This is a genomic window from Thioclava sp. F28-4, from assembly GCF_002020045.1.
GTDB classification, from domain to species: Bacteria; Pseudomonadota; Alphaproteobacteria; order Rhodobacterales; family Rhodobacteraceae; genus Thioclava; species Thioclava sediminum.
Genome location: NZ_MPZQ01000004.1, coordinates 1 through 15,996 on the forward strand (window position 1 = coordinate 1; position 15,996 = coordinate 15,996).

General features: G+C 57.0%; 19 protein-coding genes. 8 read left to right on the forward strand and 11 right to left on the reverse strand.

What is annotated here, in order from left to right:
* Window positions 1-254 (reverse strand): hypothetical protein (locus BMI87_RS22685; protein ID WP_210402471.1); only part of this gene is annotated, 254 nt, incomplete at its 3' end.
* A gap of 171 nt (window positions 255-425) precedes the next feature.
* Between BMI87_RS22685 and BMI87_RS22090 the strand changes: the two genes are divergently transcribed.
* Entirely contained in the window at window positions 426-1,163 is a 738-nt protein-coding gene (locus BMI87_RS22090) for a competence protein CoiA (protein WP_143594835.1), read from the forward strand.
* Window positions 1,164-1,214: 51 nt separating this feature from the next.
* On the opposite strand, the gene BMI87_RS10040 is transcribed toward BMI87_RS22090, so the two are convergent.
* A complete protein-coding gene (locus tag BMI87_RS10040) occupies window positions 1,215-2,192 on the reverse strand; it encodes a reverse transcriptase family protein (RefSeq protein WP_078521066.1) in 978 nt (325 codons plus the stop codon).
* On the reverse strand, window positions 2,173-2,478 hold the full coding sequence (locus tag BMI87_RS10045; protein WP_078521068.1) for a helix-turn-helix transcriptional regulator: 306 nt from the start codon (window positions 2,476-2,478) through the stop codon (window positions 2,173-2,175). The genes BMI87_RS10040 and BMI87_RS10045 overlap by 20 nt, the downstream gene beginning before the upstream one ends.
* Before the next feature lie 814 nt (window positions 2,479-3,292).
* On the opposite strand from BMI87_RS10045, the gene BMI87_RS10050 reads away from it, so the two are divergent.
* Complete coding sequence (locus BMI87_RS10050) at window positions 3,293-4,642, forward strand: hypothetical protein (protein ID WP_143594836.1); 1,350 nt, start codon at window positions 3,293-3,295, stop codon at window positions 4,640-4,642.
* 117 nt (window positions 4,643-4,759) lie between these two features.
* On the opposite strand, the gene BMI87_RS10055 is transcribed toward BMI87_RS10050, so the two are convergent.
* From BMI87_RS10055 to BMI87_RS10065, 3 genes are read right to left on the reverse strand one after another with little or no spacing between them, the layout of a single operon-like run.
* Window positions 4,760-5,686, reverse strand: coding sequence for a U32 family peptidase (locus tag BMI87_RS10055; RefSeq protein ID WP_078521072.1), 927 nt, complete (start codon window positions 5,684-5,686; stop codon window positions 4,760-4,762).
* A complete protein-coding gene (locus BMI87_RS10060) occupies window positions 5,677-6,675 on the reverse strand; it encodes a peptidase U32 family protein (RefSeq protein WP_078521074.1) in 999 nt (332 codons plus the stop codon). Before BMI87_RS10060 ends, BMI87_RS10055 begins: the two co-directional genes overlap by 10 nt.
* Window positions 6,676-6,694: 19 nt before the next feature.
* Complete coding sequence (locus tag BMI87_RS10065; protein ID WP_078521076.1) at window positions 6,695-7,201, reverse strand: SCP2 domain-containing protein; 507 nt, start codon at window positions 7,199-7,201, stop codon at window positions 6,695-6,697.
* A gap of 296 nt (window positions 7,202-7,497) precedes the next feature.
* On the opposite strand from BMI87_RS10065, the gene BMI87_RS10070 reads away from it, so the two are divergent.
* Together BMI87_RS10070 and BMI87_RS10075 are read left to right on the forward strand one after the other, a co-directional pair.
* The gene (locus BMI87_RS10070) at window positions 7,498-7,911 is read left to right on the forward strand and encodes an Rrf2 family transcriptional regulator (RefSeq protein ID WP_078521078.1); all 414 of its coding nucleotides are present in this window, start codon (window positions 7,498-7,500) and stop codon (window positions 7,909-7,911) included.
* A 457-nt stretch (window positions 7,912-8,368) separates the two neighbouring features.
* The gene (locus tag BMI87_RS10075) at window positions 8,369-9,199 is read left to right on the forward strand and encodes a DUF3883 domain-containing protein (protein WP_078521079.1); all 831 of its coding nucleotides are present in this window, start codon (window positions 8,369-8,371) and stop codon (window positions 9,197-9,199) included.
* A 4-nt stretch (window positions 9,200-9,203) separates the two neighbouring features.
* Here the strand turns inward: BMI87_RS10075 and BMI87_RS10080 are convergent, their stop codons facing one another.
* The 5 genes from BMI87_RS10080 to BMI87_RS10095 all read right to left on the reverse strand — a co-directional run bounded on the left by BMI87_RS10080 (window position 9,204) and on the right by BMI87_RS10095 (window position 12,154).
* Complete coding sequence (locus BMI87_RS10080) at window positions 9,204-10,205, reverse strand: tyrosine-type recombinase/integrase (protein WP_078521081.1); 1,002 nt, start codon at window positions 10,203-10,205, stop codon at window positions 9,204-9,206.
* Window positions 10,206-10,305: 100 nt separating this feature from the next.
* The gene (locus BMI87_RS22095) at window positions 10,306-10,599 is read right to left on the reverse strand and encodes a hypothetical protein (protein ID WP_146681568.1); all 294 of its coding nucleotides are present in this window, start codon (window positions 10,597-10,599) and stop codon (window positions 10,306-10,308) included.
* A 180-nt stretch (window positions 10,600-10,779) separates the two neighbouring features.
* A complete protein-coding gene (locus tag BMI87_RS10085) occupies window positions 10,780-11,007 on the reverse strand; it encodes a hypothetical protein (RefSeq protein WP_078521083.1) in 228 nt (75 codons plus the stop codon).
* A gap of 108 nt (window positions 11,008-11,115) precedes the next feature.
* Entirely contained in the window at window positions 11,116-11,613 is a 498-nt protein-coding gene (locus BMI87_RS10090; RefSeq protein WP_146681569.1) for a hypothetical protein, read from the reverse strand.
* Window positions 11,614-11,665: 52 nt separating this feature from the next.
* Window positions 11,666-12,154, reverse strand: coding sequence for a hypothetical protein (locus BMI87_RS10095; protein ID WP_078521086.1), 489 nt, complete (start codon window positions 12,152-12,154; stop codon window positions 11,666-11,668).
* Between the two features lie 624 nt (window positions 12,155-12,778).
* Here BMI87_RS10095 and BMI87_RS10100 point away from each other — a divergent pair.
* The 4 genes from BMI87_RS10100 (at window position 12,779) to BMI87_RS10115 (ending at window position 15,859) form a co-directional block, all read left to right on the forward strand.
* The gene (locus tag BMI87_RS10100) at window positions 12,779-13,027 is read left to right on the forward strand and encodes a hypothetical protein (protein ID WP_078521088.1); all 249 of its coding nucleotides are present in this window, start codon (window positions 12,779-12,781) and stop codon (window positions 13,025-13,027) included.
* A gap of 512 nt (window positions 13,028-13,539) precedes the next feature.
* The gene (locus BMI87_RS23015) at window positions 13,540-14,097 is read left to right on the forward strand and encodes a GNAT family N-acetyltransferase (RefSeq protein ID WP_078521649.1); all 558 of its coding nucleotides are present in this window, start codon (window positions 13,540-13,542) and stop codon (window positions 14,095-14,097) included.
* Between the two features lie 153 nt (window positions 14,098-14,250).
* The gene (locus BMI87_RS10110) at window positions 14,251-14,883 is read left to right on the forward strand and encodes a tyrosine-type recombinase/integrase (protein WP_078521090.1); all 633 of its coding nucleotides are present in this window, start codon (window positions 14,251-14,253) and stop codon (window positions 14,881-14,883) included.
* Between the two features lie 265 nt (window positions 14,884-15,148).
* Entirely contained in the window at window positions 15,149-15,859 is a 711-nt protein-coding gene (locus tag BMI87_RS10115) for a hypothetical protein (RefSeq protein WP_146681570.1), read from the forward strand.
* The last annotated feature ends 137 nt before the right edge of the window (window positions 15,860-15,996 follow it).

Consider the following 15,996-nt stretch of genomic DNA (forward strand, 5'->3'; position numbering starts at 1 on the left):
CCATGCGCCCTCATATCGTCGTTCAGTTGGCTGGTGCGCCGCCTCTGCGCATCTTTGCCTCGATAGCCCGTTTCGTCATTAGGAGCGCGCGCGAAGCCAGGAAAGACCGAGTCACGAATGCTGTCGATATGAAGACGTTGCTTCGCGTAGCAGACATTGGTGTAAAGCGCAGCGAACGACCGCGTTCCGCCTTTCCTGCGTGGGAGCAGTGAACGGCCCATTCCGGACTTTGGCCATACCAGCCATTGCTGCACTGCGGCTTCCCCATAGCGGACATAGCGCCACACTGAACCGGACGAGGGCCCATCGTAAGGCAAGGCGCTGCTCTGATGCGAATGGCACGAAGCTTCGCGAAACAGTTCGAGATGGATGTGAAAAGTTGTTACGACTAGGTAACCTCATCACCACAAGCTCGAAGCGTAAGAATGTTAACAGCAATCATAAATGGCAACCAAAGTAGACCCATCCCGGGGACTGTTGGGCAATGCCCGTTTTGCAAATCTGAAATGTTTCCGCGTTGCGGCGAGGTCAGGGTTCATCATTGGGCGCATAAAAGCAAAGTGGCCTGTGATCCTTGGTGGGAGCCGGAAACCGATTGGCATCGGAACTGGAAAAACGAGTTTCCACTCCGTTGGCAAGAGCAAGTGTTTACTGATCAAGATACAGGTGAGAAGCACATTGCCGACGTGCGCACGCTGGCGGGCCTCATTTTGGAGATCCAACATTCTCATCTCGATCCCAACGAGCGTAGAGCCCGTGAGGGTTTTTACAAAAACATGCTTTGGGTGGTTGATGGGTCTAGGCTCAAAGGCGACAGGAAGAAAATCCTGGGGTGGCGGGACGCACTTACGGAGATTATTCAAGGCAGCGAGCGAACCAATCTGTTCTTAATAAGGGATGCCAACGAGCTTTTTCCAAGCGATTGGTTGCAAAGCCCGGTTCCAATATGTTTCGACTACTTGGGGCCAAATGCCGAAACAGAGACTGCACCAACGCAACTGTTCCTTTTGTATCCTGGTACAGTGCATGGTTGCCGTTTGGTAGAACCTCTGCCACGCGACGGATTACTGCGAGCCATCTATTCTGAACGCGTGCACATGCCCGCTGTTCGCGGAATCCTGCAAAACGTGTCACGACTGAGACTGTCGAGAAAGCGGAGCTAGTAGCGCCTGACTGAAAAGGATAGCTCGCCACCATCGGCCCTTATCGGTCATTCAATCGGCGCCAAACAAAGGTCGGCTTTGAGTTCTTCGAGTTTTCGGGTTTTCAACTTGTTTCCGCTGAGAAAGGCGGCCTGCGATTTGATTGTCGATCCGCTGCTGGAGCTTTGGGTTCGTCGTCCTTGCGCGCTCTTGCTTCAGCTCGGCAAGTCGCTTCAGTTGGCGGTTAGGAAGGTGTGTAGCCCCACCCTTTACAATGACTCCTGTGATATCAGCCGGGGCGTTTATCAAGCTGACTTCCTTCGACGCCTTGAGCCGTAGCCCGTTGCCAAAGACGAGCTTTTTGATCTCCCAGATCAGCGCCTTGGGCACGATATCGCCGGAAATGGTTATGTCGTCTGCATAGAGGCTTAGTTTACACTCTTTCGCCTTCACCAGCTTCTCGACGGCAAGCCAGATATGGCTGTTGCTGTAGTAGGCTAAAATCGGGCTGCAAGGAGAACCTTGGGGCAGGCATCCGCCTAGAGTTACGACGTGAACCAAAACAGCGGTCACGTCCCGAGAGCATTCAAGCTCCCCGACGAAAAATCGAGCGACGTTATTGGCTGAGCAGCTTGGGAAGTAGTCCGCAACGTCCAGAAGCCAGAACGCCTTGGCCTCTTTGTGGTGCGCTGCGTTGTCGACGTATGAGCGTCCCTTTACCGGGCTGAAAAGGAACTCTGGGGCTTTGACACGCCCCAGAAGATCACCAATGCGGCCTTGCATCGCTTTAAGCCGCGGGTCGGGAATGTCGATCGGGCGGTAGTTCTCCGCCTGTTCCGGCGTTGGAGGGTGTTTCAGCCACGCGCCTTTTTCATCATCCTTTAGCTTCTTGTGCTTCCAGCGGCGGACGTAGAGGTCATTGCGGCGGCTTATCTCGTCCAACGTATCGGCAGACACTCGGAGAAGCTTGGCCAGTTGTTTCCGGCTTCTGAGGCGGAAGAATGGGCTATCCTTGAGTTGGTAACCCTCTTCAGGCGGCGTCGTCGGCATCTGCTTTCCTTTCAACGAAACGCAGAATGTCGATGACCTTGCCTGCAATTCTTGAACGAATTTTGTCGCCCGACTTGGCGTTCGGCAGCTCTTCCGCAAAGAACATGATAGAAGAAACCGGAATTTTGAACTCTGCCGCATATCTTTGGATCAGATCGAGCGAGGGAGTTTTGTTACCCTTTTCGATCTCCGAAATATGGGACTTCGAGACGCCGAGTTTTTCCGCCAGTTCGACCTGTTTCAAGTCATGGAACACTCGGATCAACCTCAGTGCTTCATGGATCATAGTTTCATCCCGTTTGCTTTTCCCGCTTAGACATTAGGCGGGCGGCGATTAGCCGGGCGATCCGAAAATCGCCATCAACCACCGGACAAGCCGGTAGATGAAGAAAGCCACCCTAAGGATGACTATCACGGTGCGAGGGTTCCGGAGTTTCCTCCAAAACCGACGTCGCCGCCGCCGTCGGTGTGTATCTTCAGAGAGAGCCATATTGCTCCTCCTTTCTGTTGGCCCCGGCGCAACATCCACAGCGGATGCCACTAACCAAGGGTCCTCACCCAACAGAAAACGGAAACCGACGACTAAACCCTTTGCCTAGACGCGATAGCTGTCCTTGCTATCGCGTCTGCTTCGCCCGCCGCCGTCCCCTCGTCCCCCTCCGGGGCCTCCGGGCCGTGTGCGGTTGAAGTGGTAGAGGGGAAAACCCCTCCGCGCTTGAACAAGTCCAAGCTGGGTATGAGGAACTTCTTCCGTTGTTACACAAGAGAGATGTGGGAATGGTATTGTCAGCTTTCAAGGAAAAAAGTTCCCTGAGAGCGAACTTTTTCTGACGCGGTCAAATAGGTGGGTTCTTCCAAAGGAGACATTGAGCCAGCGCGCAGCGAACGACCACTCACCTCCCCTCTTAACCCAGAGGCTGCTCACAGCAGATAGTCGCCATCGCTGCCGTGTGCAGCGGATGGCCACTCCTCGATCCAAAATTCCAATCTAGAACAGTTTGGAAAGCCCACAATCGCCAACCCACTGCCTGAAAATTAGGAAAGTAGACGGTTCGATTTCGAGTTGCTAGCCTTTGAATACATTTCTCGGAGAGCTAATGATGAAAGAATTACCTGATTTCCTCTCAAGCGGTGATGAGGCACGTTTATTCCCGGTCCTTGCCGAAACGAGTAAGGAAAAGCGTGTGGCCTCGATATTCCTCGCTGTAATGACGCAAATCCCCGCTCTGGCGCAGGAAGTCTTAGCTTCAACCGGCGTGCGTGTTGGGAAACGCACCACGGTTCAAGCCTTCACGGAGGTGGTTTTTCGAGAGAAAGCTTTTGCGAACTGCCGACCCGACGGATTGATCGTAATCGACACAGGACGCACGCGGTGGTCTGCTTTGATCGAGGCGAAAATCGGCAAAAACGGTCTCGATGTCGAGCAGGTGCAACGTTACGTCGAGATCGCTCGGGCCCAAGGGATCGACGCGGTTATTACCGTCTCAAATCAGTTTGTATCTCGGGCGGATCATTCCCCTGTGAATCTCCCGAAGACACTTCTGCGCAGGGTTTCACTTTTTCACTGGTCCTGGACCTGGCTTGCCACGATCTGCGAAATTCTCGGCTATCAGAACGCTGTCGATGATACTGAACAGTCCTATCTCTTGGCGCAGCTCAATGACTTCTTGGCTCATCCAGCTACGGGCGTTGAACGCTTCACACAAATGGCAGCTCAATGGAAAGACATCGTCCAATCGGTCGCGAATGACGAAAAGCTGAAGAAATCGTCTTCTGAGGTTGAAGCGTCTGCCGCGAGTTGGATCGCCGAAGAACGCGACCTATGCCTACACATGTCGAGCCATGTAGGGACACGCGTTGACAGCATCGTCGAACGCAAACTCCGGGAAGATCCTGCAGCAAGATTGAAGGAGCAAATCAGCTCGATCGTCGAAACGCATATGCTGACCTCGAAGCTCCGGGTTCCAGATTGCGCATCAGATATCGACCTCTGTGCAGACATTGCGCGCAAAACCGTGTCAGTTTCGATGACTGTCAAAGCGCCGACTGATCGAAAGTCAACAAAGGCGCGGCTCAATTGGCTGCTGAGGATGCTTCCCCAAAATGACGAGCGGATTTTTGTTCGCGCTCTTTGGCCGGGCCGTTGCCCTCCAACCATGAAGCCCATTTCCCTCCTTCGCGAAGAACCGGAACTAATTCAGACCGACAATTTGGACCTCGTTCCCCATGGATTTGAGATATTGATGATCGAAGGGCTCGGAAAGCGTTTCGGAGGCCGAAGGACTGTTATCGAAGACATTGAGCGTATCGTTCCAGAGTTTTACGACCTTGTGGGAGCAAATCTAAAAGCATGGCAGGCCCCTCCACCCAAACCAGTGAAGTCGCGCACTGCGCCGGACCCGGGAGAACTCGAACCAAATGATCTCGGCGATGCCGGTTCACTACCGTAAAGCAAGGCGTAAGAAAGCGTTCCCTTCGTCGCCGCGGCGAGTTTAGAAATGCAAAGGTCTACGGCCAGGTCCCTGAATCTCGAAAGTCCGAAATTAGCTATCGCGTCCTTATCGCGATTAGTTTGCCGCGGCAGCGGCAATGCGCCGATACCCCGCTTGACCGTGATAGAACCCATTGGAGAACGAAATCCCGTCGCAAAGTTTGCGCAACGCTTGTTCACCGTCGATCATGCTGTGGGTGCCATCCAGAACGTTGCGGAACGTCGTAGCCACTGCAACCATATCCACCGCCTGTGGCATCAGCCGAAAATGGGTGACGCCGTTTACGATCATCTGTCCGGCTTCGGGCAACAGGTCGATGTAGCTTTCCGACTGGGTCTGAATACCGTTCACGCGAAGGATCGGGCGGTCGTCTGTGGTGCGCAAGGGCATGCCGTCCGCGTCCTCTTCGCACACGAATTGGCAGTTATCCTTGGTCCGGCCATGGGCGCGCGCATGATAGCATCGTGCGGACACCGCAAGCGAAGCACGGCCAAACACCTGCACTTCCACCCCCAGCCCAAGCTCGCGCGCCGCCGCAGCGGCCGCAGCAATCGCCGGGGCAGGCATTTCGGTCGGCAGGCAGACATGGGTCGCACCCCGGCCCGCCATCCAGGCGATGGTCGCCTCATTATAGGCGTTCATGAACGGACCGATGCGGTGCGGGCGCTTGCCTCGTGCAAACAGGCCCGCCGCGTTATTGATCTCGATCTCTGGCGCTTCCATGGCGGCCAGATCGGCTGTCGCCTTGCGTTCGCGTTTCAACATCACCTCGGCCAGCGACGACAGGATCACCGTCTTACCACCGCGTTCCAGCCGTTCGATCGTGGCAGGCAGATCGGCCTCGTGAAACGGCGCGCGCTTCGAGCAGATGACCTCGCCCAGATAGACCTCGTCAATCGGCGCCTCGTCGGCGACACGAGCGTAGAAGTCGCGCCGCGTCTGGGTGGACCAGTGATAGGCGATGGGGCCCAAGGTCAGTTTCGTCATGTCGTTTACCGCCATTTCTTTGTCTCGAACGCGCCCTGGGTCTGTTTCTGGCCCTCGGTCAGGGCGACCAGATCGGCGATATTCGCCTCTCGACCCGCGCGGATGTCATCAACGGCCTGCCGGAAGGCCGACACCACACCTCGGACATAACTCTTCGATCGCTGGCGACCTTCGATCTTAAAGGCGTGAACACCGGCCTCGACCAGATCGGGAAGCAGCCGGGAAAGGTTCAGGCTGATCGGCTCCTCGAAGGCATAATATGGCTCGGAGCGGTGCGGCGCCGTATAGCGCCCCTTGCAGATTGTCGGGTAGCCTGCCTTTTCGTCTGCCCCGAAGCAGTCGATAGTGAAACCCGCGAGTTGCGAGGACATAGAGCCATCCGTGTGGCGCTTGTATTCCACGTCCGAGGCCGGAGAGCACACCCCGTCGATGTTGGTCGATTGCCCGGTGAGGTAGTTGGTCAGGCTGCACCGTCCTTCGACCATCAGCCCGTGATTACCGAAGATAAAGGTCTCGATCTCACAGGGAATTTCCTTGCGGATTTCACGGATCTCGGGGATCGTCAGGATGCGCGGCAGCACGACGCGTTTCACTGCGAAATTCTCGCAATAATACCGGATCGCCTCGGGACTGGAGGCGGCGGCCTGAACTGACAGGTGCAGACGAACACCGGGATGGGTGCGCGCGATATAGTCTGCCACGCCCATATCCGCGACGATGAAAGCATCAACCCCAAGCAGCGCACCTGTATCAGCGGCTTGTCGCCACAGATCGACCTTGCCCGCAGGCGGGTAGGTGTTCAAAGCGAGCAACACCTTGGTGCCCTTGTCATGCGCGTAGGCGACCGATGCGGCCAGTTCGTCCGGGGTGAAATTCAGTCCGGGAAAGTTGCGTGCGTTGGTGGCATCCTGAAAGCCGCAGTAAACCGCATCGGCGCCGGCATCGACGGCGGTGCGCAGGGCGGCGGGCGTGCCGGCCGGGCAGATCAGTTCGGCGAGGCTCATGGGACGAGGGGTCCTTTCTTCACGTTGGATAGGCGCGGCGCAGTCTTGCCAGAATGGCGCGGCCAGCAGGGCCGAACATTCCAGCGGTTTCCTCGGCGATGGATCCATCGACATCGTCGAGTGCATTGCGAAGCCGCACGACAGCTTCGGTGTCGCCCGTGACTTCCAGGTCGCGGGAGAAGAACGCGGCATCTCCATCCTCTTCGGAATCGACCAACTCCAGAAGCAGCATGAACTTCCCCCGAATTGTGGCTCCCGCTTCGGGCGCCGCATTGCGCGCGACGGCCCGGAACACCAGCGCTTGCGGATCTGGTCGCAGGTGCAGGGCAAAGGGCAGTTCCACCGGATCGATTACGAAATCGGTCCCCTGATGTGGACCGAGCCGCGAGAAAAGCGACGGATGCTGTTTGGCGACGCGCCTGACCACGCGGGTCAGGACGGGTTGCACGATCACGCATGAGAGGCGAGCGAGCACGGACGTGCCTAGGTCGGCAGCGCGCGGGAGTGTGTCGTCGCCCGCGCTCATGACTGGAGCATTCTAGTGGCGCGCGCAGGCGATCCGAGCTGGGAAGGCCGGGCGAAAATGATGGAAGGGAGTGAGTGGATCATCGTCTTGCCGTTTCTTGTCCGAGCGAGTGCATGGCCGCCTCGATCCGTGAAAAGAGCCCCTCGTTCTCGAGGCTGCTGCTTCCGTCGAGATTTTCCGCGAGCAGAAATCATGGCTAGGCTTTCTAGTTTGCGGTTTCTCTAGGTAATTAGTATTTGGTTTGCGTATTACACTCACTTAATGCGCATTGCAAATACCAAATCGCGAAGCTGCATTTGCGTCTCACCTCCTTCACCGACTTCGGACTACACGTCCTCATGGGGATGGCCAGCACCCCTGATCGACCGTTCACCACCGCGGAGCTGGCGGAAGAGTTCCGTATTTCACGCAATCATCTGGCAAAGGTGATCTCGTCACTGTCGGCTGCTGGCTATCTGGAAACGCGACGCGGCGGCGGCGGCGGTGCGGTGCTCGCGCGGCGGCCTGAAGAGATCCTTCTGGGCGACGTCGTCGCCTATCTCGAGGCAGACCAGGCTCTGGTCGAGTGTTTCCTGTCCGGGAGCGCCGCCTGCACATTGACGCCGCACTGCCGTCTCAAGGCGCGCCTGGCCGCTGCCGAGACAACCTTCATTGCCAATCGCAACCGCAGTTCGCTTGCGGAATGCGTCTATCCGCCACTTAACGTGTAATCGGCCGTCAAGGTCATTAAGGCAAGGACGGCGAAGCGCAACGTCTTCGTAACCACCGTGCGCAACTCGAACATTTAAGTTCTACAAAACCAAGCGAAGCTAAGCAAAAGACCACGTCCTGCCCAAAGGCACGCAATAGAAAGTGTCTGGATGCGGCTACTCCGAACACGGCACGGATGCGTCTTCTTCCGCTCTGAAGGCGTCAGTGGCGCCAATTTTGCGTTTGAAACTTTCACGAATGGTTCACGATCTGTCCGTGACTTTTTGAAACACTTAGCCATTGAAAAGCAACGTTTTCTTCCCGGATTGCAAATCCGTGTACACCGGTTCGATTCCGGTACTCGCCTCCACTACTTAGCTGAAAATCGAGGCACTGGTTTACAGGTCGGTTTACAGAACCGACCCGTAATCTGGTTTTCCGGCTGACATTTCAGATGCCCGACCGTAGCCTGGCGCCATGGCAGGCGAGGATTGGAGTGAGGCGGAAAACGCCGCGATCGTAGCGGAATACTTCGCCATGCTCGCAGACGATCTCTCGGGAACGCGCTACAACAAGGCAGTACACAATCGCAGCCTCCAGTCACAGATCGACAGATCGTGCGGGTCGATCGAGTTCAAACACCAGAACATCTCGGCAGTGCTGAAGAGCTTGGGTGAAACCTGGATTTCCGGCTACAAACCTGCGTTCAACTTCCAGGCTTCGCTCGAAGACATCGTGAGCCGCCAGCTTCAGAAGCAAGGTGGTTGGATCGTGCCGCCAACTCATCCGGGGTCAAGCGACTTCCAGGATGCGACACCGCTTTGGCCCGAGCCGCCGCCGACACAACGAAACACTCCGCCGCCAGAAGAACTCGAACAGATGCTCTCTGTGGCAAGAAAGTTCGACGTGGCGGGACGGGACGAACGAAACCGCGCGCTCGGCAAGATGGGTGAAGAACGCGTGCTCGATCATAAGAAAAGCACACTTCGCGCCGCCGGTCGCGACGACCTCGCGCGCGAGATCGTATGGGTGAGCCAGCAAGAGGGCGACGGAGCCGGATACGACATCCGAAGCTTCACGCCAGAAGGGCGACCCCGCCTGATCGAGGTGAAGACCACCAACGGCTGGGAGCGCACGCCCTTCCATATCTCGCGCAACGAACTGGCCGTGGCGGATGATCGCCGCGAGGACTGGGTGTTGTTTCGCCTATATCAGTTCTCGCGCGGCCCCCGCGCCTTCGAACTTCGTCCGCCGCTCGACGCGCATGTGTCGCTGACGGCGACCTCATTCAGGGCAAGCTTCGACTGAGCGCTTACCTGCCCTCGTCGGATCGCGACCGAGCCTCCAGAAGCTTCGCGAGCACCTCATCGGCGACCTCAGGCACAATCGCCGCATATTTCTCGATGATGTTTGCTGCGTGGCGCAACCCCCAGCCCATCGTGACCGCGATTTCGTTGAGCGAACACCCGGCCCGTAGCAACTCGGTCGCAGCCGTTCCGCGCATGTCGTAGAGACGAAGCTCATCGCGAACATGGATCAACTTTGGATCTTTTGCCGCTGCGGCGTTCGCGCGCTCTTTAACCTTGCGAACGATATCGGAAGCGCGCACCGCCTCGAGCTGCTTTCCCTGGAGAGAAACGAATAGATACTTCTGCCCCCTCGGCGTTTCGTCGATCAACTTCGCCAATGCCGGGGTAACCGGTATGCTCGTCGCTTTTGACGTCTTCGTACGCTTGAAGAGAAGGCGGCGCCCTTTCGGCGTCTTCTGCACATTGTCACGGGTCAGAATCCCGATGTCTTGCGGCGTCAGGCCGCCCTCAGAGGCAGCTATGATGATGCGAGCTTCGCGTTCAGTAGCGACCCTCACAAGCGCAGCAAGCTCCTCTGGCAACCAGATGATCTCTGAACGATCAGACTTATAGATTCGCGGCACGTTCAAGTGATGATGGATCGCGATAGCCACATCCTCATCGCGTGCCCAGTTGAGCAAGCGGGTCACGACGCTCGTCGCATAGTCATAACTTTTCGGGGAATGAACCCATTGCTCTTTCCAAGAGCGGATTTCGCTGAGCGATGCCTTTTCTTCGAAGAGTTTGATCGGATCGACACCGAATTCTGCGTCGAAAGCGTTGAGGTACTTCACATAATCGGCTTGTGTTCGTGCCGCGAGCTTCTGAAAGTGGATCGACTTTCGGTAGCGCTCAATGACTGCGCGCGTCGATGAGGCCATGACTGGATCGGATTGCGCGCGAAGACGCCTCGGCTTCGAAGCCTCGCCAAAGGCTTGAATGTAGTCCGAGCTACCAACCGCCATTGCATCGCCGGTACGCCAAAAGCACGGACCGCCACGGTATGCATAATGGTATTCTCGGACGGCGCCGGTCGCCAAACGCTTCCGCACTCGATGAATTCCTTTAAGCCGACAGACTGTCACGACGCATCCTTCTCTGTTCTACGAGCGACAACGTGGGAGCAGCTTCGACATTCGCAGATGGGGTTTGCATGCCCTGAGCTGCATCGAGGCGAGCTCGGACGAGCTTGGGATCGTAAAGGTTTCGCCGTCCGGGAACCGGTTCGATTCCGATATCCTTGCACCACTTGCGAAAAGCCCCCTTCACGCCGTCAAAGCGCATCGCTTCAGCAAGCTCTTCGCCAGTGACGAGCCAAATGCCCTGCAGCGCAGTCGGGGTTTCGAGACGTGGTTTCATCGAAATTCGCAAAGTTAGATCCCATTAAAGAGCATCTGGTAACTTCTCGTGGAGCTCCAAAATCCGCGCACAAAATTTCTCCAAACAACTGTTCGTCTCGCGTTCGGGGGCGAGGTCAACGACTGTGCGATAGGACCCATTGACCTTGCCTTGCAGTCGGGAGATCACCTTACCGAGCTCTTACGCAGATGGTTCTTCGGGCTCGATCCTTGCGAGGTACCGCAGAAGATCGGCGCTCGCCTCGCGGAATTCCTCGCCGACCACCTCGTCCTTGGCCACAAGTCGCTCGCAAAAATCGCGATCCAACTCTGCGCCCCGAAGAGCGTCAGTCGACAGCGCATCGAGAGCGTCGATTGCCTCACGCGCCATGGCGTTCACATCGCCAATCAGGCTCGGTTGTTGAAACATCGGACATCCTTTTCAAAGCTGAACTGCGGGCGCTGCGGCCCGCATCGAGGGGCCGCAGCGGTTGCGGTTCAGCCGATCCCATCAGGATCACTCTGAGCGATCGCGCGATCAGGCATCGCAGCGCATTTCGCCAAGCGCATCGAGCGCTTTTTGCGCCCAATATGCCTGTCCCTCGAGCTGCGTGCGGATCCCTCTCAGATCGGTCGCGACGGCTCGCATCGCGAGATGCCGCGGTCCTTGTTCGACCGAAAACCGCGGTCCGAGCCGCATGTAGCCGTCTTCGAGGTAAGCCCACTCGAGATCGTCATCGAGCGCGATGAGAGCTCGCGTGATCAGCGTTCGGGTGCGGCCGTTGGCTTCCGTCAGTCGACCGATCAGCGAGATGTCCTCGAAACCGGTGAAGAGCAACCAATCTTCGATAAGCGGCGCGTTCTCAAGATCTTTCGGAGACGGCGTCGCGGCCGCTCCATGGACGACGTTTGCGAGCACATTGCGCTCTTTGCGGAGTTCTTCTGCGGTGAGTTCGGACGGATGTTTATCGTGAGTCATGTGTGATCTTTCAAAAGATTTGGGGTTCAGGAGACGAAGCAGGGCTGCAAGATCCACCCGCCTCGGTGAGAAGGCGGGCGGACGCTGCAGCCCCAATTGGCGACGCGAGTTACGGTTGGATGAGTGGTTTCGGGCGGTAGATCGCGACCCGCGGCCTCAACCGGGACCGAACTTCACGCGGTGCGGTTGCGAGCATCGTCTCGACCGCCTCGAATTGTTCGCGCTGCGCCGGGCCGAGGCGCCCGATACGAGCATTGCGCTCGAACAGGTCGGAACCGGTCGCGATGAAGAGCCGATGCGATGCGCGGAACATGGTGGGACGATAGAGCCCGCAAGCGGCAGCTTGATCGTCATCGGCGATGACGATGTCATCTTCGCGCAGCAGCCGCCCCTCCGGGCTGACACCGGGCGCGACGATGTTCATCGGTGTATCGCCAATCAGACCGCGCGAGAGCAGCAAGCAAGGACGCGTGCCGGGCGGGATGTCGAACTCGCCATCACGCCTGCGGTCGGAGCCGTAGGGGAAGCGCATCAGGAAGATATCGCCGGGTTTGAGCTGTCCACCCGGGAGCAGTCGAAGGTATCGATCGTGGAGCATGAGTGCCTCGTGTCGTTGAAAAGGAAAACGACGCGCCGAACCTCACCAACGAACCCGATACGCGGCCTCGGGGCTTGGCTTGATTGCGTGCGTCAAAGACGCTGCACGCAAGCAAGACATGCGCCGAGGCCTGCCCTCCCGCGACCCATTGATCGCTCGCCTGCGGGCAGATCGCGCGGGTGCCGGGGAGAGCGTCGAGAGGGGTGACATCCCTCTCGACCCGCCGGAGGCGCCGGGAGAGTTCGGAGAGGGTGGCGCGCGCCTCTTCGATCCGTCGGAAGGACGCCGAGAGGGTCCGGGGAGATTGGCGAAAGTCTCCCCCGGTCCGCCGGATGGGCGCCTTAGGGTGCAGGGAAAGTGGCGCCATCTCGTTCGTCGAAGAGAAGTATCACATCGTATTTTCGTCGCTGCAGGGAGTACCACGCGGCGGAAGGCTCAGTCGGTTCCGCTAGCGCTGACTGAGCTCGCGGATCACAAGGTCTGCCGCCAATTATGGTCTCGAAATATTTTTTACTTTTCGATTTCCGTCCCGAACCGAACGAACCGATCTCCAGTGTAGAGAGCGGGATGGCCTCGCTTTCGAAGAACGGATCGCAGTGGCGATCCTTGTTATGGAGATCTATTATGAAGATTGTGAAGATGAAGATTTCTGACGACGTTTTCCTCTCGGCATGGCTGGAGATTACGGGCATCTCGGGCTTGGTTCGCCTCGAAGGTGAGTTCTTCCCGGCTGCGGGCATTTTTCTTGAGAGACTCGAATATGACGACACCGGCGAAGCACTAAGCTCAGAGGATATGCAAAAGTACCTCGAGGCTATCTTTGACAAAGTGACCGAGGCGGCATTGGAGATGCATAAGGAACTCATGTCCTAAAAAGACGCGGATTCGACATCGAACCCTGCGCGCAAAACAAAGTGCGCGCCTCTCTCGAAGTCGATCGGGGCCATCTCAACGATGGCCCCGCTGTTCGTTCAGCACAATGGGATATTCACGAGCGGGCAGACGCGAAATCACTGCAGCGCCTTCTCGAACTCGGGGCAAGTCAGCTACCCGATTAAGCTGACCTGATTAAGCTGCCCTGATTGAGGATTTCTGGTCTGACTGAAATTCGTCCGGCTGTCTAATGCCGATCGCTGCCGTTCGTTATCGGCGCGGTGAGTGTCGCCTTTGAACCATCTCCATCCAAACGTCGCGACCCGGCCCTGAACGGACATTCGTTGTCCTCGTCAGCGCTGCGGCACAGCTTCACCGAAGCGGTCGTTCGGGACTCGGCGCAGCATCTTCCTGGCTCCGATGTCAGCTAAGCGGACGAAGTGCTTTCGCTGCATCGGCACAAAGGTCTGCTCTGGAATAGCCATGCGACTGCAAGCATGCCATTCTTCAGTATGAAACAAAATATTCCTGAGCTTTGCGGCCCACGTGTTCGCCTCCGTCATTTCCATCATTCGGATGTTGCCGGACGGTTGGCCCTTGGACGATCTCCAGAGATTGTGCATTGCTTTGGCGGCAACCCCGATGGCCTTCCCCCATATAAAGAAAGTGATGCGCGCTCTTGGGTAGAGCGAAACATCGAGCACCCTCTTTGTTGGGCGGTCGAAGTCGATGGCCGTTTGCTGGGCGAGGCGCGTCTTGACGGACTTGACCTGCATGACAGCCGAGCGCGCTTGGCAACTGGGCTCTACGATGTTTCACAACTCGGGAAGGGTCTGGGGCGTGAGGTGATCAAACTGGTCTTGTCGCATGCCTTTGGAACTATTGGATTGCATCGGGTCGATCTGAGGGTCTTGGCATTCAATGAACGAGCGATACGCTGTTATCGTTCATGCGGTTTTGTCGAAGAGGGACGGGAACGTGAGGCAGCTCGGATTGGGGACGTCTGGCATGACGATATTATCATGGGATTGCTGGCAGCGGAGTACCAAGCCGAGGGAAGTCAGGTTTGATTTCTCTGGCTAAGCCGTCATTCGACCATGCCGCAGCATCCGGTAAAGTGGGCTCACTGCGGACCTCGGAGGCAGCGCAGCATCTTGTGATATGATGTCTTGTCAACGTCGGGTTGTCGATGTGGGAGGGCGTGGTGGATCGGAGGATCCATCATGGAAACACCAAACTTACCCGCCATTCGCGCGCTGCGCCCTGCTTGGAACAAAGGCCGGATCGTCGGCCAGAAACGGCCGCTCAAGCCCAAACACGTCTGGGCGATCAGGGTGCGGCTGGAGCTGGCGGAGAACCATCGTGATCTGGCCCTCTTCAATCTTGCCATCGACAGCAAGCTACGCGGCTGCGATTTGGTGAAGATGAAGGTGGTCGATGTCATGGCATCAGGCCAAATCAAGGAACGCGCGTCGGTTCTGCAGAGCAAGACCCAGAAACCTGTGCGTTTCGAAATCTCTGAAGGCACACGTGCATCGCTCGCGAGATGGATGCGGGAGCCGCTGATGGTCGGATCCGAATACCTCTGGCCCGGGCGCTTTCACGAACGGCTTCACATCTCGACCCGCCAGTACGCGCGAATTATGCGTGACTGGGTTACATCCATTGGTCTGGAGGCAAGCGCCTATGGCACGCACTCGATGCGGCGAACGAAGGTCACGCAGATCTACAAGAAGACAGGCAACCTGCGGGCGGTCAAGCTGCTGTTGGGTCACACCAAAATGGACAGCACTGTCAGGTACCTCGGCGTCGAGCTTGAAGATGCACTGGTGATCGCCGAAGCTATCGAAATCTAAACAGCTGGGCCGTCGCCACAGACGGCCCGAAGCCGACCTTCGCCAAACCGGCCATCGCTGCGGCGCGGCTGCCCCAAAACAGCCATTCGTGACATCGCGAAGCTCCGACCCGCATGCCCGTCTCAGCTATGCGGGACAGAGCGGCCACTCGCGTTAGCGCGAGGGCAATGTTTTGTTGTTCGCATATACTTAATTGAGCCAGCACAAATCACGCCTATAAAAGAAACCACCAACACGAACGCAGCGAACGCCCGGAGGGACTCAGTTGAAACTTCGAATGACGCTTGGGTTTCTCCTGAACTGGGGCCTCACTGCTTCTGTCTCCTTTGCGGGAACTGCTAGTGAATGCCCACCTCCGCGCGTCATCATCGACGCGGCCCCTCTGACCTACCAAGTCAACGATTTCCGTGTGCGAACTTGCTATAACCGATACAGAAATTTCACCGGGCCTATCGACTCTACCCTGATCTTTGCAAATCCTGAGGCCATCCCTGACCTCGGCGAGGCAGAGATTCCTCTTAGAGGAATGTTTTTTTATGCAGATAGAGGCTTTGAACTGCCCCCGCCGTGGAACCTTGATGGCTTCCTCGGCCCAGTTGTAGGCACGGAGATAGCAGGAAGTGTCAAGTTTGACATCCGCTTCAAGGGCGCGCCGTCACAATCCGTTTACTGGCTGTCGGACGATCCACCGATGCGTGTTGCCTTCAGTTTCACGACCGTCCCAAATCCTTTGAAGGCAGACTACAACCACGTTTCCTACATCAACATTCAACAACCCTGGCAAGGTGGAGTGATTGCCTTTATGTTCAATTTTCCAGGAAAGAGCCCATATTTTAAAGGCGATGCGTCCCGTCGTGCTCGAGCAATCGGAGCCACTGAGGCTGCGCAAGATATGCGACGGCTGATGAACTGGGCGGATTTGACCGAGACACTGAGCGATGAGAAGGATTTCGAATCCGGCTCCACGAAGCCCTAGCTTCTTATTTTCACGAAATTTTAGAAAGCTCTACGTTTTCTTTTTCCGTGCAGTCACAAAGGAAAGAAACCGCTTGATACGGGTGCTCGGGCGACCGATGGCCAACATAAAGTCGGACGTCGGCTATTCAACGCAGC

Bases quoted from the DNA above. Each gene is read 5' to 3' on its own strand.
- BMI87_RS23015 (WP_078521649.1), top strand. From the start codon at position 13,540: ATGAAACAAAATATTCCTGAGCTTTGCGGCCCACGTGTTCGCCTCCGT.
- BMI87_RS10110 (WP_078521090.1), top strand. From the start codon at position 14,251: ATGGAAACACCAAACTTACCCGCCATTCGCGCGCTGCGCCCTGCTTGG.
- BMI87_RS10075 (WP_078521079.1), top strand. From the start codon at position 8,369: ATGGCAGGCGAGGATTGGAGTGAGGCGGAAAACGCCGCGATCGTAGCG.
- BMI87_RS10040 (WP_078521066.1), bottom strand. From the start codon at position 2,192: ATGCCGACGACGCCGCCTGAAGAGGGTTACCAACTCAAGGATAGCCCA.
- BMI87_RS10055 (WP_078521072.1), bottom strand. From the start codon at position 5,686: ATGGCGGTAAACGACATGACGAAACTGACCTTGGGCCCCATCGCCTAT.
- BMI87_RS10080 (WP_078521081.1), bottom strand. From the start codon at position 10,205: ATGGCGGTTGGTAGCTCGGACTACATTCAAGCCTTTGGCGAGGCTTCG.
- BMI87_RS22095 (WP_146681568.1), bottom strand. From the start codon at position 10,599: ATGAAACCACGTCTCGAAACCCCGACTGCGCTGCAGGGCATTTGGCTC.
- BMI87_RS10045 (WP_078521068.1), bottom strand. From the start codon at position 2,478: ATGATCCATGAAGCACTGAGGTTGATCCGAGTGTTCCATGACTTGAAA.
- BMI87_RS22090 (WP_143594835.1), top strand. From the start codon at position 426: ATGTTAACAGCAATCATAAATGGCAACCAAAGTAGACCCATCCCGGGG.
- BMI87_RS10065 (WP_078521076.1), bottom strand. From the start codon at position 7,201: ATGAGCGCGGGCGACGACACACTCCCGCGCGCTGCCGACCTAGGCACG.
- BMI87_RS10060 (WP_078521074.1), bottom strand. From the start codon at position 6,675: ATGAGCCTCGCCGAACTGATCTGCCCGGCCGGCACGCCCGCCGCCCTG.
- BMI87_RS10100 (WP_078521088.1), top strand. From the start codon at position 12,779: ATGAAGATTGTGAAGATGAAGATTTCTGACGACGTTTTCCTCTCGGCA.
- BMI87_RS10095 (WP_078521086.1), bottom strand. From the start codon at position 12,154: ATGCTCCACGATCGATACCTTCGACTGCTCCCGGGTGGACAGCTCAAA.
- BMI87_RS10050 (WP_143594836.1), top strand. From the start codon at position 3,293: ATGAAAGAATTACCTGATTTCCTCTCAAGCGGTGATGAGGCACGTTTA.
- BMI87_RS10085 (WP_078521083.1), bottom strand. From the start codon at position 11,007: ATGTTTCAACAACCGAGCCTGATTGGCGATGTGAACGCCATGGCGCGT.